A 22,214-nucleotide genomic window follows, 5' to 3' on the forward strand; every position below is an offset into this window, starting at 1 on the left:
GTGATTCGTGATTCGTGATTCGTGATTCGTGATTCGTGATTCGTGATTCGTGATTCGTGATTACGGAGACATCATTTATCACACATTATTTTTCCCAGTCCCCAATACTCTAGTTTCGCAACTCTTCAATACTATACTGATTCACACTCGCCAAGGGTGCATCATCGCCGGATTTGAGTTTTGTGGTGACTATTCCGGTTTGTTTAACGATGGCTGAGTATGTACCCCATTTGTTACCATCTTTACTGGTATAGCTAATTTCCAATTTCACCCAGGTTGCTTGCTCGTTCCAGCGTTCTACTAAAAGTTTGAATTTGGGACAGGGAAGACGCTTAAAGATACTTTTCAGAAGCTTTTTTTTCATCCCTCCTTCCTCTTGTACTAGGATGCGTCCAGTTTTTTCATAGTTCAACCAATCCCAACCCACCTGCATCCAAATTTCCCGTTCTGCTATTTGTTCAAATTTACTCAACCCTGTCCAACCGCGATAGAAAGGACGTAATTGGTCAACATCACCCTGGCGATAAATTAAACAATCTAAAATATCAATCTCCAAATGTCCCCAAACTTGTCCATTGGGAAAATCAATTAATGTCGGTGCAAATTGATGTCCGCCAAAATGATTGGTTTGCCACACGCGCAGATTTTCTGTAGCATATTGCTTGCGTAGTTGTTTGTAAAGAGGATAACCAAATCTTCCACAGGCTCGGTCATAGTTCGCGTGGGTACAGATGAGAATTTCTCGAATGTGTTCTGTGGGTTGCTGGTATTGCTGAAAGCGAATGAGTTGACGGGGTTGGAATAATAAAGCTTCTACAAGGGGTGCAACTTGCGCGAGGGGAAGTAAATATTCCTGTTTGGTGTATTGAGCAAATATCTTGGCGGGACGCTTGTAGTGAAAGACGCGGACGAGTTCTGGGTGAGTGTGGGTTTTATCAGGCGCGATCGCTAATAGTCTAGTTTTAAAGTATCGTATAGGCTGAGATGCCAACTTCTCCACAACTTGCAGCAGTGGTTGAAATTGTGGTTTTGCTTCCCAAAGATGGGTTTTCCAAGGTTGGGGTACTTCCACCAGCAACCATTCATCTACTGTACCGGCTGTTCCAATGGGGTCTTCTCGGTTAGCTTTAGAAACTACGGAACAGTAACGACAATCATCATCTACTTTTGTCATGTTACAGGTTGATTTTTGAACCAATACACGGAAATTCCGGCAGTCAGACTATATAAAGTAATTAAAATCAAGATAAAAAATTCATCAAAAGGAAATTCTAACCCCATACCTTCCCCTAACCAGAAAGTCCCCATCGCACTGAGCATAATTCCTGCACCCAGTTTGATTAGCACTTCTGGCAGTTTCACCAAATATGGATGCAAGAAAACTACCGATACTAATGATAATAACAAAGCTAACCCTGTAGCCGCGATCGCCTCATACCATGCACTCGTTGCTAAACCCAAGGTGATGACAATCACAAAGATTTCCAAGGCCTCCAGCGCAACGCTTTTAGTCATAATCAGGAAATTGAGCTTGCTAAATCCTGTGGATTCCTGATCTAAAACAATACCCTCTTTCTCTAATACTTGATCATCAATCCAACCTGCACGCCTTCCCGTCGCTAGTCGGCGTACAGACTTCTTCGCCCATCCCCAACCAAACCACAGCAACAACCCCCCAATCAAGATTTGTAATGGCTGTAGTGGTAAGAATTGTAACCCAGTGCCGAGAGCGATCGCCACTGATAATACTATCATCAAGCCAACAACTGAACCCCAAATGGCTTCTCTAACATAACCAGAGCTACCAATAGCATAGGCGATCGCTACCACTTCCAAAAATTCAATACTTGTACTGCCGAGTGCAGCCAAAAAAATACTCCAATTTATCATCATATCCTCACTGCATAACTTGAGATAATTTTGCGACTAAGTTAGCCATACTTGTGGTAGATTAGTAGAATCATTCCAATATAGCAAAATCCGTCTTTTCTACACAAAAAATAGGTTAATTCATCATGGAATGGATTGATGCTGTCTTCAGCTTTGTGAAATATATGCTGAAGGGGTTTCTGATGTATGGTGTGTTTATTTTATTAGAAAGGTTGCGTCCAGCCGAACCCAATCAACCATTTCGTCATATAATTTTTAACCTAAAATGGTATGTTGTCTATACTTTGTTGGCATTTGTAATGAATGCGGCTGGTATTGCTACATTGGTAGGAATAACCCGCACTTGGTTAGGTGGAGCTTATCTTAATTTACCAGCACCTCGCAATTGGATAGAAACAGTTATCGGGATAATTCTTTACTTTTTAATTGTTGATTTTTTCTATTATTGGTTTCACCGATTACAACATACCAATTCATTTTTATGGGGACAACATAAGTTTCATCATAGTGAAGTTTCCTTAAATGTCACCAGCACTAGACGAGTACATTGGTTAGAAGAACCATTAGTAATCTTCTTTATAGTCCTGCCGATGAATTTATTGTTTAATATTAAACCTATAGAAGCTGGGTTACTAGCCTTCATGGAAATTCTATGGCTGCAATTCATCCATATGAATTTACGTTTAGGATTCGGTTCTTTCTCACCAATAATTGCTAGTCCACAGTACCATAGAATTCACCACTCATTTCAACCCCAACATATTAATAAAAATTATGCCGTATTTTTCCCAGTTTGGGACATAGTTTTTGGCTCTTATTGTCATCCCCAAAAAGGTGAGTTTCCAGCTACTGGACTGACAACAAAAGAAACCTATAATCATCTGTGGCAAGCGTCCATTTTACCTTTTCGCGAGTGGTTTAAATTAATCAAATTAGGAAACAGTTGTAGGGTGCGTTAAAGCAACGCGTAACGCCATGTAATTTATACTCTCTCCAAACCTCAAATATTTACACTGTCATAACACCTGACTTTTCACGTCATGTGGAAAAGTCCACGGAAAATCTAACTTCCAAACCAGGATTTCAAAGTCTCTTTCCTCGCAGGAGAGAGATTTAGAGAGAGGTTTTCCAGATACCGTGAAAAGTTAGGTCATAAAACACCCTACTTCTCTTTACATCCATCGTGAACCATACCAAAATTAACAATCCTTGGCTCATTTTCCCTAAACCAAATCCCCAAGCCAAACTGAGATTATTTTGTTTCCCCTATGCTGGAGGTGGAGCAGGAATTTTTCGGGAATGGTACAAAGAATTAAACACCAAAATAGAAGTTTGTGCCGTGCAGTTACCAGGAAGAGAAAATCGGTTATCAGAACCAGCTTTTAATCGTCTTCAACCTTTAATAAATGCACTCAGTCAAGCAATTTTACCAAATTTAAATCAGCCCTTTGCTTTCTTTGGGCATAGTATGGGCGGGTTAATATGTTTTGAATTGGCGCGTTATTTACAGCAAGTTTATGGTTTAACACCAGTACATTTATTTGTTTCTGGTGCAAGTGCGCCCCATATCCCAGAGACAAAACCACCCATTAATAATTTACCAACATTGGAGTTTCTGCAAGAATTATGCCGATTTAATGGTACACCAGACGCCATCTTAGAAAATAGCGAATTAATGGAATTAATGTCACCAACTTTAAGATCAGATTTTGCAGTTTTAGAAACTTATATTTATACCAAATTTGCACCACTATCCTGTGCAATTACAGCCTTTGGAGGACTTGCAGATGTGGAAGTGTATCAAGCAGAACTAGTAGCATGGCAAGAACATACAATTAGTGATTTCTCGTTGCAAATGTTACCAGGAAACCATTTTTTCATTCATGAAAATCGCCTACAGTTGTTAGATTTATTGTCACAATATACGGCTTTGTATATCTAAAGAAATTAACGTTAATTAATACTATGCTCTCGAAAATCTTTCGCACAACTATTCTGACCTCAGCCCTATTGTTTGCTCCAGCGATCAGCTACACTGAGCGGAACGCGATCGCACAAGCGGCAACTTTGACGACTGAATCGAGTCAGTCCATTACCCTCACCAATCCTGTCAATAAAGACCTAGGATAACAGTTACAAACAGCCTTAGATCAAGCACGGGAAAACATTCCAGGAGCATCTTTAGCAATTATTAGCCCCAAAGGAACTTGGTTTGGGGCTAGTGGGGTAGCAAACCAAGCAACAGGTAGAGAATTACAGCCTAGCGATCGCTTTGAAATTGGTAGTATTACTAAAACCTTTGTCGCTACTACTACACTACAACTAGTCGAAGAAGACATCCTGAGTTTAGAAGATAAATTGATTGACCAACTACCAACATCTGTAACTGACTGGATTCCCAACGCTGATCAGATTACCCTACGCCAACTCTTGAACCATACAAGCGGCGTTCCTGATTATACAGATGTATTGTTTAGATGGGCTCCTGTTAACCCAGGCGTATTTCTCAATCGCTGGCAACCAATAGAATTAGTGAGATTCATTGATGGCTTGGAAGCGAGTTTTCAGGCGGGAGATTCTTGGCAATATTCCAACACCAACTATTTGCTGTTGGGTATGGTAGTAGAAGCAGCGACAAATAATAGTATTGCTGAAGAAATCCGCGATCGCATCCTCGACCCCTTAGCCCTGAGCAACACCTTCTTTGCGGAAGAAGAAGCCATTCCTGGCGGCTACGTCAGGGGTTATTGGGACTTCGATCAAGATGGCACACTCAACGATATTTCTGGGGCTAATCTCTCTTGGGCTTGGTCTACTGGGGCAATGGTTTCCAACACCAGCGATTTAGCCACCTTCATTCATGCCTTGATAGGTGGAAAGCTATTAGAACCCGACACCCTCCAACAAATGCTAACCACCATCAGCCCCATCACATCAGAGAATTATTCTGCTTATGGTCTGGGCATCGGTATTATGCAATCCCCCAATCGCTTTTGGTACATCCATCGGGGACAAACCCTAGGGTATCGCTCCAATATGTGGTATTCGCCGTTGGAAAACATCACTTATATTGAATTAATTAACGCTCGTTCTAGCCAAAACTTAGCAGGTGCAACACTAACTACCCTACGACGGTATCAATCCCCCATATCAGTCCCAGAACCAGGAATGATACTTGGTGTGCTGCTAACATTCGGTACATGGCTCACAGTCAGACCAAGAGTAAGAGAGAGGAGAGGCTGAGGATCTGGAGAAGTAAATTCTCCCTTCCCTTCCCCAGCCTTTCAATGAGTGGATTTGCAATGAGTGGATTTTAGATTATTCAATCCAAAATCTAAAATCTAAAATTCCTAGTCCCCAAACCTTCTTAATTCATGCAAATTTTGCACAAACTATTTCTCTCTACGAAAATATATTGAGTAAAACAGACTTTACGGAAATTTTATAATTCATATATCCGATTAATTACGGATGTGTTACTATTTATAGTATGATTCTAACTATCAAGAATAAATTGCAATAAAGAATCATCAATCTTATTCATTGTTGTACTCAGGGTGTCTAATACTGGTCTTGACACCCAGTAATTTTGTCACGATGAGAGCATCATTACTTGAATAATTTCATCATCCTAGATTAGACCTAGGGATGTCATATCTAGCTAGTTATTTAGCTGTCAATATCGTGCTTTCTAGCAAACTCATTTTGAGCCTGGCAAAGAGATGATAGTGAAGCTAGGTAGGATAGTGAGCTTAATAGCTTCAGTCCTCAGAAAAACTTGATGCTATTAGCTATATCTACTCTACATAACCTTTTTTGAATTCCCCGTAACACTTTGTGGTTCGCGACAGCGTTGCGTAGCAAAGCAAGCTAAACGAAGTGTCCCAGAGGGAAGGGGTTGACTAGTTTAAATTGTCCAATATTCAGTTGAATGGGACTGCTTTAAGTTTTTTAGATGACATGATGTGATCCTTTTTAAGACTTTGGAGGAATAGTAACGCAATTATTTCTGTCGATCAAATTTGAGATTGACCCATCTGTAGCGAACTATTTATGACAACAGTCAAGTTTACAACCAATACTACAACCCTCATAGAGACTCAAGATACTACACTTACCTTCAGATTTGAGCTAAGTGAGCCGCCACCACCAACAGGTGTGAGAGTTTATCTCAGAGGTAATGTACCACAGTCCTTAACGCAACTGGATTTGTTTGCTCTCACCTTCACAGGTGGTGGTGTTCCACAGGGAGACTTTGACTTTACAGGGTTCTACTTTAACATTACATCTCAAGTTGCAACTGTTAGTGCGCCCATTTTTCCAGATGGAATTCCAGAAACACCACAAAGCGTAGTTTACACTCTACAATCTGGTGCAGGATATACAGTTGATCCGAGTTTTAGCGCGGTCACTGTTAACTTCTACGATAATCCTAGTCAAGTTCCACCACCACCGCCACCACCCAACGACCCACCAGTAGCAGTCAACGACAGCTACAGCACAAACGCAGGTCAACAATTGGTAGTAAATGTCGCCAACGGTGTTTTAAGTAACGATACTGATGCTCAAGCCGACCCACTCACAGCCGCAGTGTTACAAGCACCAAGCAACGGTAGTCTGAGCTTAAATACTGATGGTTCGTTTGCGTATACACCCAATGTAGGGTTTTTCGGTACAGATAGTTTTATCTATCTAGCTAACGACAGCAAGGTAAATTCTGCCCCAGCGACAGTTAGCATCACAGTTAACGCACCACCGCCACCACCCAACGACCCGCCAGTAGCAGTCAACGACAGCTACAGCACAAACGCAGGTCAGCAATTGGTAGTAAATGTCGCCAACGGTGTTTTAAGTAACGATACTGATGCTCAAGCCGACCCACTCACAGCCGCAGTGTTACAAGCACCAAGCAACGGTAGTCTGAGCTTAAATACTGATGGTTCGTTTGCGTATACACCCAATGTAGGGTTTTTCGGTACAGATAGTTTTATCTATCTAGCTAACGACAGCAAGGTAAATTCTGCCTCAGCGACAGTTAGCATTAATGTAAACCCAGTTACACCTGTTCCTGGTAGCTATAACGAGGCAATTAATGGGGACATTTCTGGCGATCGCAATGCCCCCCTTGTACTACCATTGATAGAAGGAAAAAATTCCTTAACAGCCACTTCCGTCAGAAACGATCGCGAGTACATTACTTTTGAAGTCCCAGAAGGATATCAACTCGATTCTCTGGTACTAGCTGCCTACGAATCCACAGATGATGTCGCTTTTGCCGCAGTCCAGAGAGGTAGTGTCTTTACAGAGCCGCCCACAGGCACAAATGTGGCAAATCTTTTAGGCTATAGTCACTTTGGGACAGGTTTAGACCAACTAGGTACAGATATTTTAGATGACCTTGGTCGAGGCGAAGGTGCGATCGGGTTTAGTGGTGGATTGCCTAGTGGTGAATATACCTTCTGGTTACAACAAACTGGAGCAACAGCAACATACACCTTAGAATTTAATCTTGCTCCGGTTATTCTACCACCACCAAATGACCCGCCAGTAGCAGTCAACGACAACTACAGCACAGATGCAGGTCAATTGGTAGTGAATGTCGCCAACGGTGTTTTAAGTAACGATACTGATGCTCAAGCCGACCCACTCACAGCCGCAGTGTTACAAGCACCAAGCAACGGTAGTCTGAGCTTAAATACTGATGGTTCGTTTGCGTATACACCCAATGTAGGGTTTTTCGGTACAGATAGTTTTATCTATCTAGCTAACGACAGCAAGGTAAATTCTGCCCCAGCGACAGTTAGCATCACAGTTAACGCACCACCGCCACCACCCAACGACCCGCCAGTAGCAGTCAACGACAGCTACAGCACAAACGCAGGTCAGCAATTGGTAGTAAATGTCGCCAACGGTGTTTTAAGTAACGATACTGATGCTCAAGCCGACCCACTCACAGCCGCAGTGTTACAAGCACCAAGCAACGGTAGTCTGAGCTTAAATACTGATGGTTCGTTTGCGTATACACCCAATGTAGGGTTTTTCGGTACAGATAGTTTTATCTATCTAGCTAACGACAGCAAGGTAAATTCTGCCCCAGCGACAGTTAGCATCACAGTTAACCCACCAGCAACTATGCCAACACTTAGCTTTACCGCTAGTCCAACTAATTTAGTTGAAGCCAATAACGACAGTATTGTTTTAACCTTTCAACTAAGTGAACCACCCCCAGAAGGAGGGTTGGAAGTCACATTTGATAGTGGCGTAGAGCGATCGCTATCTGAATTTGATGTCTTCAGTGCATCATTCGATGGTGTCCGCTTTTTAAGAGCTAATGCTACATCCAGTGCTGTTACTGTCAGACTACTCCAGCAAACCGCAACCATTACTCTCCCCCTATTTAGAGATGAAGTTGTAGAAGGTGCAGAAACCTTTACCTACACCCTTAGCCCCGTACCAGGCTATGATTTTGTTTCTGGTGAGAATGCAGTTACCTTCACGATTAACGATGTTGTTGATGCCGCACCACTGCCAGTAGTCAGCTTCACAGCATCACCAGATGTAGTGAGCGAAGCAGAAGGAACAGTCTTAACATTAACCTTCAATACCACAGGCGATATTCCCCCCGAAGGCATCACTGTGCGTCTACAAGGTGATGTTGCCAACATCATGAGGCAGTTCACGGCGGCGCAAGTACGATTTGATGCCGAAGGTAATACTTTCTACCGCTTTGATCGTCCGTTGGTAGAGACTGGAGTTACTGGGGGAACATTGGATCTGTTTGCTCTAGAAACAGACCTGAGCAGTTTCACCTTTACCATCCTCGAACCGACGGCAACAATTAGCCTTCCCGTCTTAAACGACATCTTAGAAGAAAGCGACGCTACCTTTACCTACACCTTAGAAGCAGGAGAAGGTTACGCAGTAGACCCTGTAGCGAGTTCTGCCAGCTTCACCGTCACTGATGGAATACCTGGTGGAGTTGGGCCAGTAGTTAGTGTTTCTGCTACTCCCACCACCCTGTTTGAGTCAGAACAAACAGCCCTTACCATCACCTTTACTCTCGATAGCCCACCCCCAGAAGGAGGAGTTGTAGTCTACCTAGATAGTGGTGTACCACGCTCCATTGCTCAATTTAACGTGGCGGTGGATAACCCCCGTAATCCTGAAGATACTCTCAACCCTGTTGGTTTAACTACCACAGGCGGCGCGATCGCAGGCACAAATGAATTTGTCAGTGCCGTACTTTTCCGCATCACCGAGCAGACTGCAACTATTACAGTGCCGGTGTTTAATAACGGTGAAGTAGATGGGCCACGGACTTATACCTATACCCTCCGCGATGGTGAGCAGTATCAAGTTAATCCCGATGCCAGCCAAGTAACCATAACAATTGATGACAGTATGACAAATATTGAACTGCCAGTAGTAGGATTCACAGCCAGCCCAGTAGTGAGTGAAGCAGACGGACCAGGCTTAGTATTGGTATTCAATGCCCAAGGCATTATCCCCGAAGAAGGCATAGTCGTCAGCGTTGGTGGAGATTTCCGCACCTCGGCGGTAGAACAAGGGCTGCAATTCCGTCAAGTGGTGGAGTCAGAAGGCGTTGAATATCTACGCTTCAACCGTGACACCGCAGCTTATGAGTTCCGGTTGACCCAAGCAGATAGCACCGTGACAATTCCCGTCTTCGATGACATCGTAGAAGAACTAGATACCACCTACACCTATGAACTATTAGCCAGTGACATCTATAAAGTTGACCCAGCAGCAGCAACAGCCGCAGTCACCTATGTAGATGGTGTACCTGGTGGTGTCGGTCCAGTGGTGAGTATCTCCACGGAACAAACTGCACTCTATGAAGGTGATACCTTAACTGTTAACTTCAATGTTGCTGGAGACATTCCCGCCGAAGGTTTAACCTTGTATGTGCTGAGTCCCACCAGAGGAACATTAGGTGAGTTTGTCATCTTTAATGAAGATGGTTCACCTGCTGTCACCTTAGAAGGTATTGCCGGCTTCCCAGAACCAGATGGGACTGGTGGCGGTTTCTTTGTGACTTTAACTCAACCCACTGCTGCGTTGACCTTACAGGTGTTTGATGATGGTCCAAATGAAGGGGTAGAAAACTTAACCTTCAATTTGGTGGATGGGGAATTGTATGAAGTCAATCCTGATGCTAGTGGTATCTCTTTGACGATTAGTGAATACCCAGTAGTAGGATTCACAGCCAGCCCAGTAGTGAGTGAAGCAGACGGGCCAGGCTTAGTATTGGTGTTCAATGCCCAAGGCATCATCCCCGAAGAAGGCATAGTCGTCAGCGTTGGTGGAGATTTCCGCACCTCGGCGGTAGAACAAGGGCTGCAATTCCGTCAAGTGGTGGAGTCAGAAGGCGTTGAATATCTACGCTTCAACCGTGACACCGCAGCTTATGAGTTCCGGTTGACCCAAGCAGATAGCACCGTGACAATTCCCGTCTTCGATGACATCGTAGAAGAACTAGATACCACCTACACCTATGAACTATTAGCCAGTGACATCTATAAAGTTGACCCAGCAGCAGCAACAGCCGCAGTCACCTATGTAGATGGTGTACCTGGTGGTGTCGGTCCAGTGGTGAGTATCTCCACGGAACAAACTACACTCTATGAAGGTGATACCTTAACTGTTAACTTCAATGTTGCTGGAGACATTCCCGCCGAAGGTTTAACCTTATATGTGCTGAGTCCCACCAGAGGAGCATTAGGTGAGTTTGTCATCTTTAATGAAGATGGTTCACCTGCTGTCACCTTAGAAGGTATTGCCGGCTTCCCAGAACCAGATGGGACTGGTGGCGGTTTCTTTGTGACTTTAACTCAACCCACTGCTGCGTTGACCTTACAGGTGTTTGATGATGGTCCAAATGAAGGGGTAGAAAACTTAACCTTCAATTTGGTGGATGGGGAATTGTATGAAGTCAATCCTGATGCTAGTGGTATCTCTTTGACGATTAGTGATGCCCCCACTAGTCCCATTGGTGACGCTGGTGACAACATCTTGGTTGGCACTTTCGGAAACGACAGCCTATTTGCTAATGCTGGTAATGACCAATTATTAGGCGGTCTGGGTAATGACTACCTGTTTGGCGGTGCTGGCGATGACTACTTAGATGGTGGCGACGGTAACGACGCTCTGTTTGGTGGTGCTGGTAATAATACCTTATTGGGTGGTGCTGGTAATGACTACTTAACTGGCGGTGCTGGTGACAACCTATTAGATGGGGGTGACGGTAACGATATCCTGTATGGTGGTAACGGCAATAACACCCTACTAGGTGGTGCTGGTGATGACATCATCTACAGTGGCTCTAGTCAAAACTTGATTAACGGTGGTCTTGGTAATGACCTCATTTTCTTGAATGGTGGTCAAGATACCGTCGTTGTCGCTCAAGGGGCTGGTATTGACACTATCAACAACTTCCAAGTCAGCTTGGGTCAAAAGGTTGGGTTGAGTGGTGGTATCACCTTTGACCAATTGACTTTGAGTCAAAGCGGTTTAGATACGCTGATTCAAGTCGGTGATGAAACTCTGGCTGTGTTGAAGTTTGTTCAATCTAGTAGCGTGAGTTCTTCGGCGTTTACAACGATTTAATTAGTGTTTGCCTGATGGTGAATGGCTCTGAAAACATGAGCTATTCACTTTTCTTGAGGTGAAATTAAACGCAAAGAGGCTCGGAGTAGAGATGTAGCATTGCTATGTCTCTACGTACATTTTTTAGATAGGCTCTAGAATTATGGATTTTAGCTTATTTTATTTTGATGGTGATGGTTCTGTTGCTCGTCCCGATCAATACCAACTTTTGATAGAAAGTGCTAAGTTTGCTGATGCTAACGATTTTACGGCTGTTTGGACTCCAGAGAGGCATTTTCACTCTTTTGGTGGTCTGTACCCTAATCCAGCCCTGACAAGTGCGGCTTTGGCGATGATCACTGAAAGGGTGCAGCTACGTGCTGGGAGTTTTGTTCTACCTTTACATGACCCTGTACGAGCTACGGAAGAGTGGGCTGTAGTGGATAATTTATCACATGGTCGGGTGGCGATCGCTTTTGCTTCTGGTTGGACTGTGGATGATTTTGTCTTGGCTCGTGAACCCCATAACAACCGCAAAGCCATAATGTGGCGTGATTTGGAGGTGATGCGGAAGCTGTGGCGGGGTGAAGCTGTGGAACGTCAGGATGCGACAGGGAAAAATTTCACCATAAAAACACTACCTCGTCCTGTACAAAATGAACTTCCTGTCTGGATGACTTGTCAATCTTCAGAAACTTTTGTAGAAGCAGGTAAATTAGGAACTCATGTTTTGACTTCTTTATTAGGTGGTACTCTTAATGATATTGTGCCGAAAATTCAACTCTACCGGAAATCTTTAGCGAAACACGGACACGACCCCCAAGCGGGGAAAGTGGCGTTGATGATTCATACCTTTTTAGGGGATGATATCAATGATGTGAAGGCAAAAGTTACACAGCCTTTCTGCAATTATCTCAAAACTCACTACGACTTACTGGAAAATCTAGCTAAGGGTATGGGGTTAAATGTCAGTATCAAAAACTTCTCGGAAGATGATATTGATAGTTTACTGCAATTTGGCGTAGAAGGATTTATGAAAGGGCGATCGCTCATTGGAACTCCTGACAGTTGTCGTCCATTTGTCGAACAAATTCGCGCGGCTGGTGTAGATGAAATTGCTTGTTTAATTGATTTTGTCCAAGATTACGATTTGGTGATGGCAAGTTTACCATTTGTGAGTCAATTACAACAATTAATCAAACTTGTGCCTGAAAACAAAAAATCAATGGTTGGACAAGGTGTATAGAGGTGTAGAAAAGAAAAATGTCACTTACACCAGATTTAGATCCCCGACTTCTTGAAAAAGTCGAGGATCTGGAAAAAAACTGTTGCTTAACCCTCCGAAACTTGAATTTTGAATTGTCATGCTGTCCTTCATGAAAGAATGGTGTAAGTTAACGATTATTTTGGGCTTATTGAGTCTATCTACAGCTTGTACAACATCACAGGCAAATATTAATTCTCATGCTCAAATTGCAGTCAACCCTGCACCTGTGACTGCTGTAATTGCGCTGGGACAGATTGAACCAGAAGGAGAAGTGATCAAACTTTCTGTTCCTAATGCTCAAGATAGTCGAGTTAACCAAATTTTGGTGAAAGAAGGCGATTTAGTTAAGGTAAATCAAGTAATAGCAATTTTACAAGGAATTGACCAATTAGAAGCAGATTTGCGAGATGCTGAAGCTGATGTGCGTTTGCATGAGGCAGAACTTTTAAAGGTACAACAAGGTGAAGCTAAATACGCAGAAATTGCTGCACAAAAAGCTACGATTACTCGTCTAGAAGCTCAATTAAAAGCAGAAACTACTCAAAAGCAAGCAGCTATAAATAGCGCAGAAGCAACATTACAAGAGGCACAATTAACTTATCAACGTCGCCAAGATTTATCTACTGAAGGTGCTATTTCTATTGCAGATGCAGACACAGCACAACGAGAATTAACCACGGCTGAAGCTACGTTGATGGAACGTCAAGCAGAATTAGAGAAAACTATCACAACTTTACAAGCCCAAATTACTCAACAAGAAGCAATATTAGCGCAATTAAAGGAAATTCGTCCTGTAGATGTACAAATTTCTAAAGTGCGCTTAGAAAAAGCTCAAATTGCGGTTACTCAAAGAAAAGCTCGCTTAGAAAATGCCAAAGTCCGCGCTCCTTCTGCTGGTCAAATATTAAGAATCAATACTCGTATTGGTGAACAAGTCAACACTAGTCAAGGGATTGTGGAAATTGCTCAAACTGACCGAATGTTTGCTGTAGCTGAGGTAGCGGAAACTGATATTGATAAGGTGCGTCGCGGACAGCAAGCAACTATTACCAGCGAGTATGGCGGTTTTAGTGGTGAAATTCAAGGTACTGTCGAACAAATCGCTTTACAAATTGGTAAAAGAACTTTGCAAAATGCCGCTAATACAAGAGGTCCTACAACTGATGATAATTCACGGGTGATTGTTGTTAAGGTACGTATTGACCCTCAATATAATTCTAAAATTGCTGCTTTAACTTATATGTTGGTAAGAGTCAAGATTGATATTAGTGGCTAGTAGATTAAAAATTATCAATGTTAAAACCTATCTTTAAAAAAATCCGATTTCAGCGTTCACTTGCCTGGTCACAATTATCATATCAGAAACCGCGTCTTTTAGTGGCGATGGGAGGAATCGCATTCGCTAATATATTGATTTTTATGCAGTTGGGTTTTAGGCAATTATTTACTAGTGGAGCTACGCTGTTACCGGAAAGTCTCAAAGGTGATTTATTTTTATTACATCCAGATACTAGATTTTTAGGTTCAATTGAATTTGACCGATTACGACTTTATCAAGCAGCAGGTATTGAAGGTGTTGCTGATACTATTCCTCTCTATATTAATTCGGGTGTTTCTTGGGCTTATACACAAGAGTACCAATCTTATGAAGCACGAGTAATCGCGTTTAATCCTAACAAAATAGTTCTTGATATTCCTGAAGTTAATAATCAACGTTATAAGATAAGTGTACCTGATAGTTTCTTATTTGATCGGTTTGCTAAACAAGAGTTGGGAACTGTTGTACAAGATTTTAGAAATCAACAAAATAATAAACTGACAGTTTTAATTAATCGACGGAAGGCTGATATCGTTGGATTATTTAATCTGGGTAATTCATTCTTTCTTGGTACAGGTAACATGATTACAAGTGAGGCTAATTATGCCGAGATATTTGGGAAGGAGATTTTAAATAGAGTCAGCATTGGTATAGTTATCTTAAGCCCCGGTGTTAATCCAGAAGCTGTGAAGGCTGGGATTGAAAAGAATGTACCTGGTATTAGTGTCTATACTCATCAAGAATTGATAGCTAAAGAGTTGAAATACCAACAAGAAAATCCAGCCGGATTAATTTTTAGTTTTGGTGCAGTTATGGGGTTTATTATTGGGGTGGTAATTGTTTATCAGGTTTTGTATGCCGATGTGAGGGATCATTTAGCTGAATACGCTACTCTCAAAGCAATGGGTTATTCTGATATTTATCTTTTATTAGTGATTTTCCAAGAAGCGACCATTTTGACAATATTAGGTTTTATCCCAGGCTTTTTTGTGTCTGTGGGTATGTACAATTTTCTCGCAATTTCAACACGATTAGAATTGGCGATGACACCTGATCTAGCAATTGTGGTATTTATTTTAACATTGATTATGTGTCTCACCTCAGCTGCGATCGCCTCTAATAAACTCCGTTCTGCTGATCCCGCAGATGTTTTTCATTAAAATGCTTAGACAGTTTTGGCGCATAGGTAAACTTTATTGGCTTTCAGAAAAGAAGTGGCAAGCGATCGCACTTCTTTTTCTGTTACTATGTCTCTCACTCATCGGTACAGTAGTCACAGTTGTCTTAAGTATTTTTCTCGGTGAATTAGAATCATCTTTAGCCGCAGTAGATAGCAACCGATTTATCCAAGCGGTGGTGATTTTTCTGGGAATTTTACTCATCGGTGTACCAATTCTCGCTTTGAAAACCTATTTACAAACACAATTGAGTTTATCTTGGCGACAGTGGTTAACTACATATTTTCTGAATCAATATCTGCATCAACGGAACTTTTACCACCTGACAACAACATCTGATATTGATAACCCTGATCAGCGCATTGCTGAAGATATTCAAAATTTCACACAACAGTCGCTTTATTTTGCGGTTGTCCTATGTGACTCAATTTTGCTCCTGATTGGCTTCTCTGGAGTCCTGTGGCAGATTGCTCCTTCATTAATGGTGTTTTTGATCATTTATGCTGTAGTTGGCACAGTATTCACAACAATAGTTTTTGGCAAGACTTTAGTAGGTATTAACTTTGAACAACTCAAACGAGAAGCTGATTTTCGTTACGGCTTAATTCGGGTGCGGGATCATGCAGAGGCGATCGCATTTTATCAAGGAGAAGCGGTAGAATCTCAAGAACTATGGCAAAGGTTTCTACGTGTTTTCAGTAACTTTACACACCTAATTCGTTGGCAGTTAGGCTTAGACTTATTTCAAAACAGTTATCAATACATCACATTCTTACTACCAACATTTATATTAGCTCCCCGAATCTTAGCGGGTGAACTAGAAATAGGCGTATCAGCGCAAGCTGGAGTAGCTTTTCGTAGTATCTTACTTGCTTTAGGTTTAATTATTAGTCAATTTGAGCAACTGAGTAACTTAGCCGCAGCAGTCACTCGGTTAGATGAATTGCAAGACAGCATTAAGAAACTAGAAAACCCCTCTCCAAACCTCTCCCCTAAAAAGAGAGAGGCTTTCAACATTCCCCCTTCCCTACTAGGGAAGGGGGTTAGGGGGTTAGGTTCTACCAATAATCTGAAAAATCAGAAAGATGGAGAGGAGTATTTAATTAACTTAGTTGAAGATTCTTGCATCAGTTTCCACAACGTCACCCTACACACCCCCGACTATCAAAAGATTTTAGTCAAAGATTTATCCTTTACCGTATCCCCTGGAGAATCCCTATTAATCACCGGTAAAAGTGGCGTAGGTAAAACCTCTGTATTGCGTGCATTAGCAGGATTGTGGCAGGCGGGAACTGGAACGATTACTCACCCAAAATCGCACTTACTCTTTTTACCCCAACGTCCCTACATGATTCTCGGCAGCTTGCGAGAACAGTTACTATATCCCCAGGGTAACAAAAGCATATCGGAAGATGAACTCTGGCAAGTGTTGCAGCAAGTTAACTTAACAGACTTAATAGAACGCTTCAACGGCTTAGATAGCATTACCGACTGGGGAAGAGTCCTATCTATCGGAGAACAACAAAGACTAGCCTTTGCCCGCTTACTCTTGCAGTCTCCCCAATACGCCATTCTAGACGAAGCCACCAGTGCCTTAGACGAAACCAATCAAACCCTACTTTATCAACAACTCCAGAAAACAGACATCACCTACATTAGCGTGGGACATCGCTCCTCACTGCGTTCCTTCCATCACCACATACTCGAATTAAGCAATATTTACGCACACCAAAAACCCTCCCATTAAAACTCCGCATAAACTTCTGCGCCACTCTGCGTTTAATAACCCACTAGATTTATTAGCAAAAACTTGCAATAATAAAAACAAATAATCTCAAAAGATTCCAGTAATCATTACTTTACTAACTTACTCAGCAACCAGCACTGAGTAGGTGAATATTTATATGACATCCTCCAACATCCCCCACCAGCTAGAAAGCCGCATAGCCTCACTAACTCCCGAAAAACGAGCCTTATTTGAAAAACTACTCCGCCAGCAAACTAATTCCAGCAAATCCATACAATCTATTCCCCCTCGTAGCCAAAATACCGAATTACCGCTTTCCCTAGCACAAGAAAGACTGTGGTTTCTCCATCAACTTGACCCCAGTAATTCTGCCTATAATATTGCAATATCTTGGCAATTAGGAGGAAAACTCCAAATTCCGACATTATTAGCAAGTTTACAAACAATTGCCCAACGCCACGAAAGCTTACGTACTGCTTTTCCATCCCAAGCTGGTAAGCCTTATCAAGAAATTGCTTCAACGGTTAACTTACAATTACCAATTATTGACTTACAAGATTTACCCCCACACCAGCAAATACAAGCAGTTGAAAATTTAGCCAAAGAAGAAGCCAGTCAACCCTTCGATTTGACTCAAGCACCCCTGATGCGGGTCAAATTAATTCGTATCGCACCTCATCAAGCAACTCTCCTGCTAACATTACACCACATCATCGCTGATGGGTGGTCACGGGGAATTTTATTGCGGGAGTTAGCATCTTGTTACCGCGCATTCATCAAAGATGAAAAACCATCCTTACCCGCATTACCCATTCAGTACGCAGATTTTGCCTTATGGCAGAGAGAATGGCTAAACAAAGAGGAAATGAAAGTGCAATTGGCGTACTGGCGACAAAAGTTAGCCGAATTGCCAACCCTAGAACTACCAACAGACTATCCCCGCACTGCACTACAACAGTTTCAGGGAAAAACAGAGTCATATTTATTACCAAAAAATCTCCTAGAATCCCTGAAAAACTTGAGTAAACAGCAAGGTGTGACGCTGTTTATGTTATTGCTAGCAGCCTTTAAAGTGTTGCTACATCGCTATTGTCAGCAAGATGAGATTGTTTTAGGAGTACCGAGTGCGAACCGCAACAGCCAACAAGTACAAGGGTTAATTGGTTTTTTCGTCAACACGTTAGTATTACGCACAGACTTATCTGGAAATCCTAGCTTTCAAACAGTCCTCGAACGGATACGCACCACAGCCGCCGAAGCATTTGAACATCAAGAAATCCCCTTTGCCAAAGTGGTAGAAGCACTGCAAATAGAACGAGATTTGAGTCATAATCCCTTAGTGCAAGTGATGTTTCAGGTGCAGAATGAAGCTTATCAGTTGCAGAATGATTCCCAGTTAGATTTAGAAATACCAGACTTAGAAATTCAGCAAACTTGGGTAGAAACTGGCGCAACCAAGTTTGACTTAACCTGTCATATGGTGGAACGCTCCCAAGGTTTGCTAGTGGTGATGGAATATTGTACAGATTTATTTCGGCCGCAGACTATCACCCGCATGATTCAGCACTTGCAGGTGTTACTAGCAGCCGTGGTGGAAAATTCAAGCCTCACAATTTCCGAAATTCCCATTCTTACCCCCCAAGAACAACATCAAATCCTGGTGGAATGGAATCAAACCCAAGTTGATTATCCCCAAAAATGGTTACATCAACTATTTGAGGAACAAGTTCAACACACGCCTGATAATATTGCTGTTTGTTACCCTGAGCAAACCCTTACTTATGAAGAACTCAATACCAAAGCCAATCAACTGGCTCATCTCTTACGAACTTTGGGTATAGGTTGTGAGTCTTTAGTCGGGATTTATCTAGAGCGATCGCCTGAATTAATTATTGCATTACTAGCAGTCCTCAAAGCTGGAGGCGCATACATACCCCTAGATAGTAAACTCCCCCCCGAACGTTTAGCCTATATGCTTGGGGATGCTAAACCTGAAATTGTCTTAACAATGGCTGCATCGGTGACGGGATTACCAGACTATCAAGGGAATGTACTGTGTTTAGATCAAGATTGGCAAGCGATCGCTCAACACCCAAAAGACAATCTCAACAACGTTGTTATAGGTGAAAACCTAGCTTACATCATTTATACATCAGGTTCTACAGGTAAACCAAAGGGAGTGATGCTTACCCATCGGGGATTAGCAAATTATCTCCACTGGGCAATTCAAACCTATCCAGTAGCCGCAGGTGTGGGTGTACCTGTACAATCTGCCATTAGTTTTGATGCCACAATTACTAGTTTATATACTCCCCTGCTCGTGGGGAAAGCGATAATGTTGCTACCAGAAGCCGAGGAAATCGAAGCACTTCAAAACGCCCTCAGTTCCCCAAGCAATTTTAGTTTAGTTAAACTTACTCCCGCCCATTTGAGCATATTGTCTCAACTTCTACCTCAACCTAGCTTTGCACAGGATTTAGAAAACCCCTCTCCACACCTCTCCCCTGCAACGTCTCTACATATTCCCCCTTCCCTACTAGGGAAGGGGGATAGGGGGTTAGGTTTTCCATCTGACGTGAACAGTCAGCCATCCCCACAAGTGCAAGCTGGATACCCCCAAGCTTTGATTATTGGTGGTGAAGCACTAACCGAACAGCATTTAGAATTTTGGCGCAGTTATTTTCCCCAAACAAAGCTAATTAATGAATATGGGCCTACAGAAACCGTTGTTGGGTGCTGCGTTTATGATGCGACGTTGGGGACTGGGGATAGAGAAAATTTTAGTAATGTTCCTATCGGTCGTCCTATTGCTAATACTCAACTTTATATTTTAGACCGTTATTTACAACCCGTACCTGTAGGTGTTCCTGGTGAACTCTATATTGGTGGTGCAGGAGTCGCGAGGGGTTACTTAAATCGCCCTGATTTAACAGCAGAGAGGTTTATTAGGGACATAACAGGACTCAGCACTCTCTACAAAACAGGCGATCGCGCTCGTTACCTAAGAGATAGTACAATTGAATACTTGGGCAGACTAGATAATCAAGTAAAAATTCGTGGATTTCGGGTGGAATTGGGGGAAATTGAAGCAATTTTAAAATTTCATCCCTCAGTACAAGAAGCAGTAGTCATCTTGCGGAAAGATTATCCCCAGCAGTCTCAATTGGTGGCTTATCTTGTCGGAAATCAGGAAACAACAGATTTTCGGCAATATTTAGCTAAAAAATTACCAGCTTATATGCTACCTTTAGCGTTTGTCTGGCTGGAACAATTACCATTAACAACCAACGGAAAAGTTGACAAACAGCAACTTCCCACACCCGCAGCCAAACCACAGTCAGAACAAGTCGCGCCACGTAACGCCACAGAAGCCACCCTCATAAAAATCTGGACGGAAATTTTCGGTGCTAGTGTTGGTATTTATGATAATTTCTTTGAGCGTGGGGGAGATTCTATCCTGAGTATTCAGATGGTAGCGAAGGCGAATAATGCAGGGATAAAGTTAACACCCAAGCAATTATTCCAGCATCAAACTATCGCTGAACTAGCAACTGTTACTGAAATCGCGCCTACAACTCAAGTAGAACAAGGAATGGCGACGGGAATAGTCCCCTTAACGCCGATTCAACATTGGCTATTTGAGCAAAATTTGCACAAATGGGATCACTATAACCAAGCTGTGCTTTTGGAAGTAGCGGCAGATTTAGAGGTAGATTATTTAAGACAGGCAATTGAGGAGCTAGTAGTACATCATGATGTATTGCATTCGTGCTTTGCAAATTCCTCCTCAAATACTGCATGGGAGCAAAATATAATTCCCACCTTCGATAATAGGGATATCTTGACAGTTGTTGATTTAAATGGATTATTACCAAATCAGCAAACAGAGCAAATTGAATCACTCGCATCTCAACTGCAAGCTAGTTTAGATTTAGCTAATGGGATATTATTGAAAGTAGCCTTGTTTCAATTGGGAGATGGTGGAAGAAATCGCCTATTATTTATCATTCACCATTTAGTTGTTGATGGAGTTTCTTGGCGAATTTTGCTAGAAGATTTAGTCACAGTTTATCAACAGTTAAAAGCCAAGCAAACACCTGTAAAACTACCAGATTCTTCAATGGAAAACCCCTCTCCAAACCTCTCTCCTTTTAGGGGAGAGGCTTTAAATATTCCCCCTTCCCTAGTAGGGAAGGGGGTTAGGGGGTTAGGTTTAAATTTGACTTTTTCACAGAATTTTAAAAATCAGGTAAAACTACCACCAAAAACCACATCTTTCAGGGAATGGGCGCAAAATTTGGTTAATTACGCCGAATCCGATCAAGTTGTTGAACAATTCAAAACTTGGTTAGAAATTCTCCCCAAACAATTACCCCAATTACCTTTAGATAAGATTGGGAAAGGTGATAATAACATTGCATCTGAGGCTGAAATTCAGGTTAAGCTAGATATCACCCAAACTCGCGCCTTACTAGAATCATTACCCAAAGCCTATCATACACAAATCAATGATGTATTATTAACCGCCTTATCATTAACTTATAGTCAATGGACACAACAGCATTCTGTACTTATTGACTTAGAGACGCATGGACGAGAAGATTTATTTGCTAATATCAACATCACTCGTACAGTAGGTTGGTTTACAACAATTTTTCCAGTCTTCTTAGAATTAAGAAACACAAATGACTTGGGAGAAAACTTAAAATATGTAAAGGAACAGCTACGGCAAATTCCACAAAAAGGTATTAGTTATGGACTATTGCGATATTTAACTTTAAATCAACAGCTATCTCAAACTTTACAAGCACTGCCACAATCTGCTATTAGTTTTAATTACTTGGGACAACTAGATTTATTTGCCTCCCAAGCATGGATTCTGGGACTAGCAAAAGAATCAACAGGATTATCATCTCATCCTCTAAATTCCCGTAGGTATATATTAAATATCAATACTTGGGTAGCTCAATCTCAGTTACAAATTCAATGGCGATACAGTCGCAATTTACATGACACAGCCACAATCGAATATTTAGCCCAGCAATTCATTAAAACATTACAAGCACTAATTCAATATTGCCAAGCACCAAATAGTGGCGGTTACACACCGTCAGATTTTGCAGGTGCGCGTTTGAATCAGCAACAACTCGACAAATTTTTAAACAAGCTTCAGCCAAAGAAAAGGTAGTGAGAGTGGAAAGTAACATC

At 42.1% G+C, this 22,214-nt stretch carries 11 protein-coding genes and 2 pseudogenes; 11 read left to right on the forward strand and 2 right to left on the reverse strand.

Annotated features, from left to right (window positions below; translation table 11 throughout):
* Window positions 1–109: 109 nt before the first annotated feature.
* Together ACM0OR_RS04760 and ACM0OR_RS04765 are read right to left on the reverse strand one after the other, a co-directional pair.
* A complete protein-coding gene (locus tag ACM0OR_RS04760; protein WP_414575205.1) occupies window positions 110–1,174 on the reverse strand; it encodes a sucrase ferredoxin in 1,065 nt (354 codons plus the stop codon).
* The gene (locus tag ACM0OR_RS04765) at window positions 1,171–1,893 is read right to left on the reverse strand and encodes a COG4280 domain-containing protein (RefSeq protein ID WP_414575206.1); all 723 of its coding nucleotides are present in this window, start codon (window positions 1,891–1,893) and stop codon (window positions 1,171–1,173) included. Before ACM0OR_RS04765 ends, ACM0OR_RS04760 begins: the two co-directional genes overlap by 4 nt.
* 122 nt (window positions 1,894–2,015) lie before the next feature.
* Here ACM0OR_RS04765 and ACM0OR_RS04770 point away from each other — a divergent pair, with 122 nt between their 5' ends.
* From ACM0OR_RS04770 to ACM0OR_RS04820, 11 genes and pseudogenes are all read left to right on the forward strand, one after another.
* Window positions 2,016–2,849 carry a sterol desaturase family protein gene (locus ACM0OR_RS04770; protein WP_414575207.1) on the forward strand — a complete coding sequence of 278 codons (834 nt, stop codon included), beginning with the start codon at window positions 2,016–2,018 and terminating at the stop codon, window positions 2,847–2,849.
* A 224-nt stretch (window positions 2,850–3,073) separates the two neighbouring features.
* A complete protein-coding gene (locus tag ACM0OR_RS04775; RefSeq protein ID WP_414575208.1) occupies window positions 3,074–3,832 on the forward strand; it encodes a thioesterase II family protein in 759 nt (252 codons plus the stop codon).
* Window positions 3,833–3,855: 23 nt separating this feature from the next.
* Window positions 3,856–4,020 carry a hypothetical protein gene (locus tag ACM0OR_RS04780; RefSeq protein ID WP_414575209.1) on the forward strand — a complete coding sequence of 55 codons (165 nt, stop codon included), beginning with the start codon at window positions 3,856–3,858 and terminating at the stop codon, window positions 4,018–4,020.
* Window positions 4,021–4,080: 60 nt separating this feature from the next.
* The gene (locus ACM0OR_RS04785) at window positions 4,081–5,133 is read left to right on the forward strand and encodes a serine hydrolase domain-containing protein (RefSeq protein WP_414575247.1); all 1,053 of its coding nucleotides are present in this window, start codon (window positions 4,081–4,083) and stop codon (window positions 5,131–5,133) included.
* A gap of 810 nt (window positions 5,134–5,943) precedes the next feature.
* Window positions 5,944–11,517, forward strand: coding sequence for an Ig-like domain-containing protein (locus tag ACM0OR_RS04790; protein ID WP_414575210.1), 5,574 nt, complete (start codon window positions 5,944–5,946; stop codon window positions 11,515–11,517).
* A 142-nt stretch (window positions 11,518–11,659) separates the two neighbouring features.
* Entirely contained in the window at window positions 11,660–12,742 is a 1,083-nt protein-coding gene (locus ACM0OR_RS04795; protein ID WP_414575211.1) for an LLM class flavin-dependent oxidoreductase, read from the forward strand.
* Window positions 12,743–12,860: 118 nt separating this feature from the next.
* A complete protein-coding gene (locus ACM0OR_RS04800) occupies window positions 12,861–14,039 on the forward strand; it encodes an HlyD family efflux transporter periplasmic adaptor subunit (protein WP_414575212.1) in 1,179 nt (392 codons plus the stop codon).
* 17 nt (window positions 14,040–14,056) lie between these two features.
* Complete coding sequence (devC, locus tag ACM0OR_RS04805) at window positions 14,057–15,241, forward strand: ABC transporter permease DevC (RefSeq protein WP_414575213.1); 1,185 nt, start codon at window positions 14,057–14,059, stop codon at window positions 15,239–15,241.
* Window position 15,242: 1 nt separating this feature from the next.
* Entirely contained in the window at window positions 15,243–17,006 is a 1,764-nt protein-coding gene (locus ACM0OR_RS04810; protein WP_414575214.1) for an ABC transporter ATP-binding protein/permease, read from the forward strand.
* A 157-nt stretch (window positions 17,007–17,163) separates the two neighbouring features.
* A pseudogene (locus tag ACM0OR_RS04815) lies at window positions 17,164–19,908 on the forward strand (non-ribosomal peptide synthetase); the annotation flags it as partial.
* 60 nt (window positions 19,909–19,968) lie between these two features.
* Window positions 19,969–22,194 (forward strand): annotated as a pseudogene (locus ACM0OR_RS04820) (condensation domain-containing protein); the annotation flags it as partial.
* Window positions 22,195–22,214: the final 20 nt, after the last annotated feature.

This window comes from Anabaena sp. CCY 9402-a, from assembly GCF_963920945.1.
Classification (GTDB): Bacteria; Cyanobacteriota; Cyanobacteriia; order Cyanobacteriales; family Nostocaceae; genus Trichormus; species Trichormus minutissimus.

Coding starts and splice junctions, on each gene's coding strand:
- ACM0OR_RS04760 (WP_414575205.1), bottom strand. CDS start 1,174: ATGACAAAAGTAGATGATGATTGTCGTTACTGTTCCGTAGTTTCTAAA.
- ACM0OR_RS04765 (WP_414575206.1), bottom strand. CDS start 1,893: ATGATGATAAATTGGAGTATTTTTTTGGCTGCACTCGGCAGTACAAGT.
- ACM0OR_RS04770 (WP_414575207.1), top strand. CDS start 2,016: ATGGAATGGATTGATGCTGTCTTCAGCTTTGTGAAATATATGCTGAAG.
- ACM0OR_RS04780 (WP_414575209.1), top strand. CDS start 3,856: ATGCTCTCGAAAATCTTTCGCACAACTATTCTGACCTCAGCCCTATTG.
- ACM0OR_RS04790 (WP_414575210.1), top strand. CDS start 5,944: ATGACAACAGTCAAGTTTACAACCAATACTACAACCCTCATAGAGACT.
- ACM0OR_RS04795 (WP_414575211.1), top strand. CDS start 11,660: ATGGATTTTAGCTTATTTTATTTTGATGGTGATGGTTCTGTTGCTCGT.
- ACM0OR_RS04800 (WP_414575212.1), top strand. CDS start 12,861: ATGCTGTCCTTCATGAAAGAATGGTGTAAGTTAACGATTATTTTGGGC.
- devC (WP_414575213.1), top strand. CDS start 14,057: ATGTTAAAACCTATCTTTAAAAAAATCCGATTTCAGCGTTCACTTGCC.
- ACM0OR_RS04810 (WP_414575214.1), top strand. CDS start 15,243: ATGCTTAGACAGTTTTGGCGCATAGGTAAACTTTATTGGCTTTCAGAA.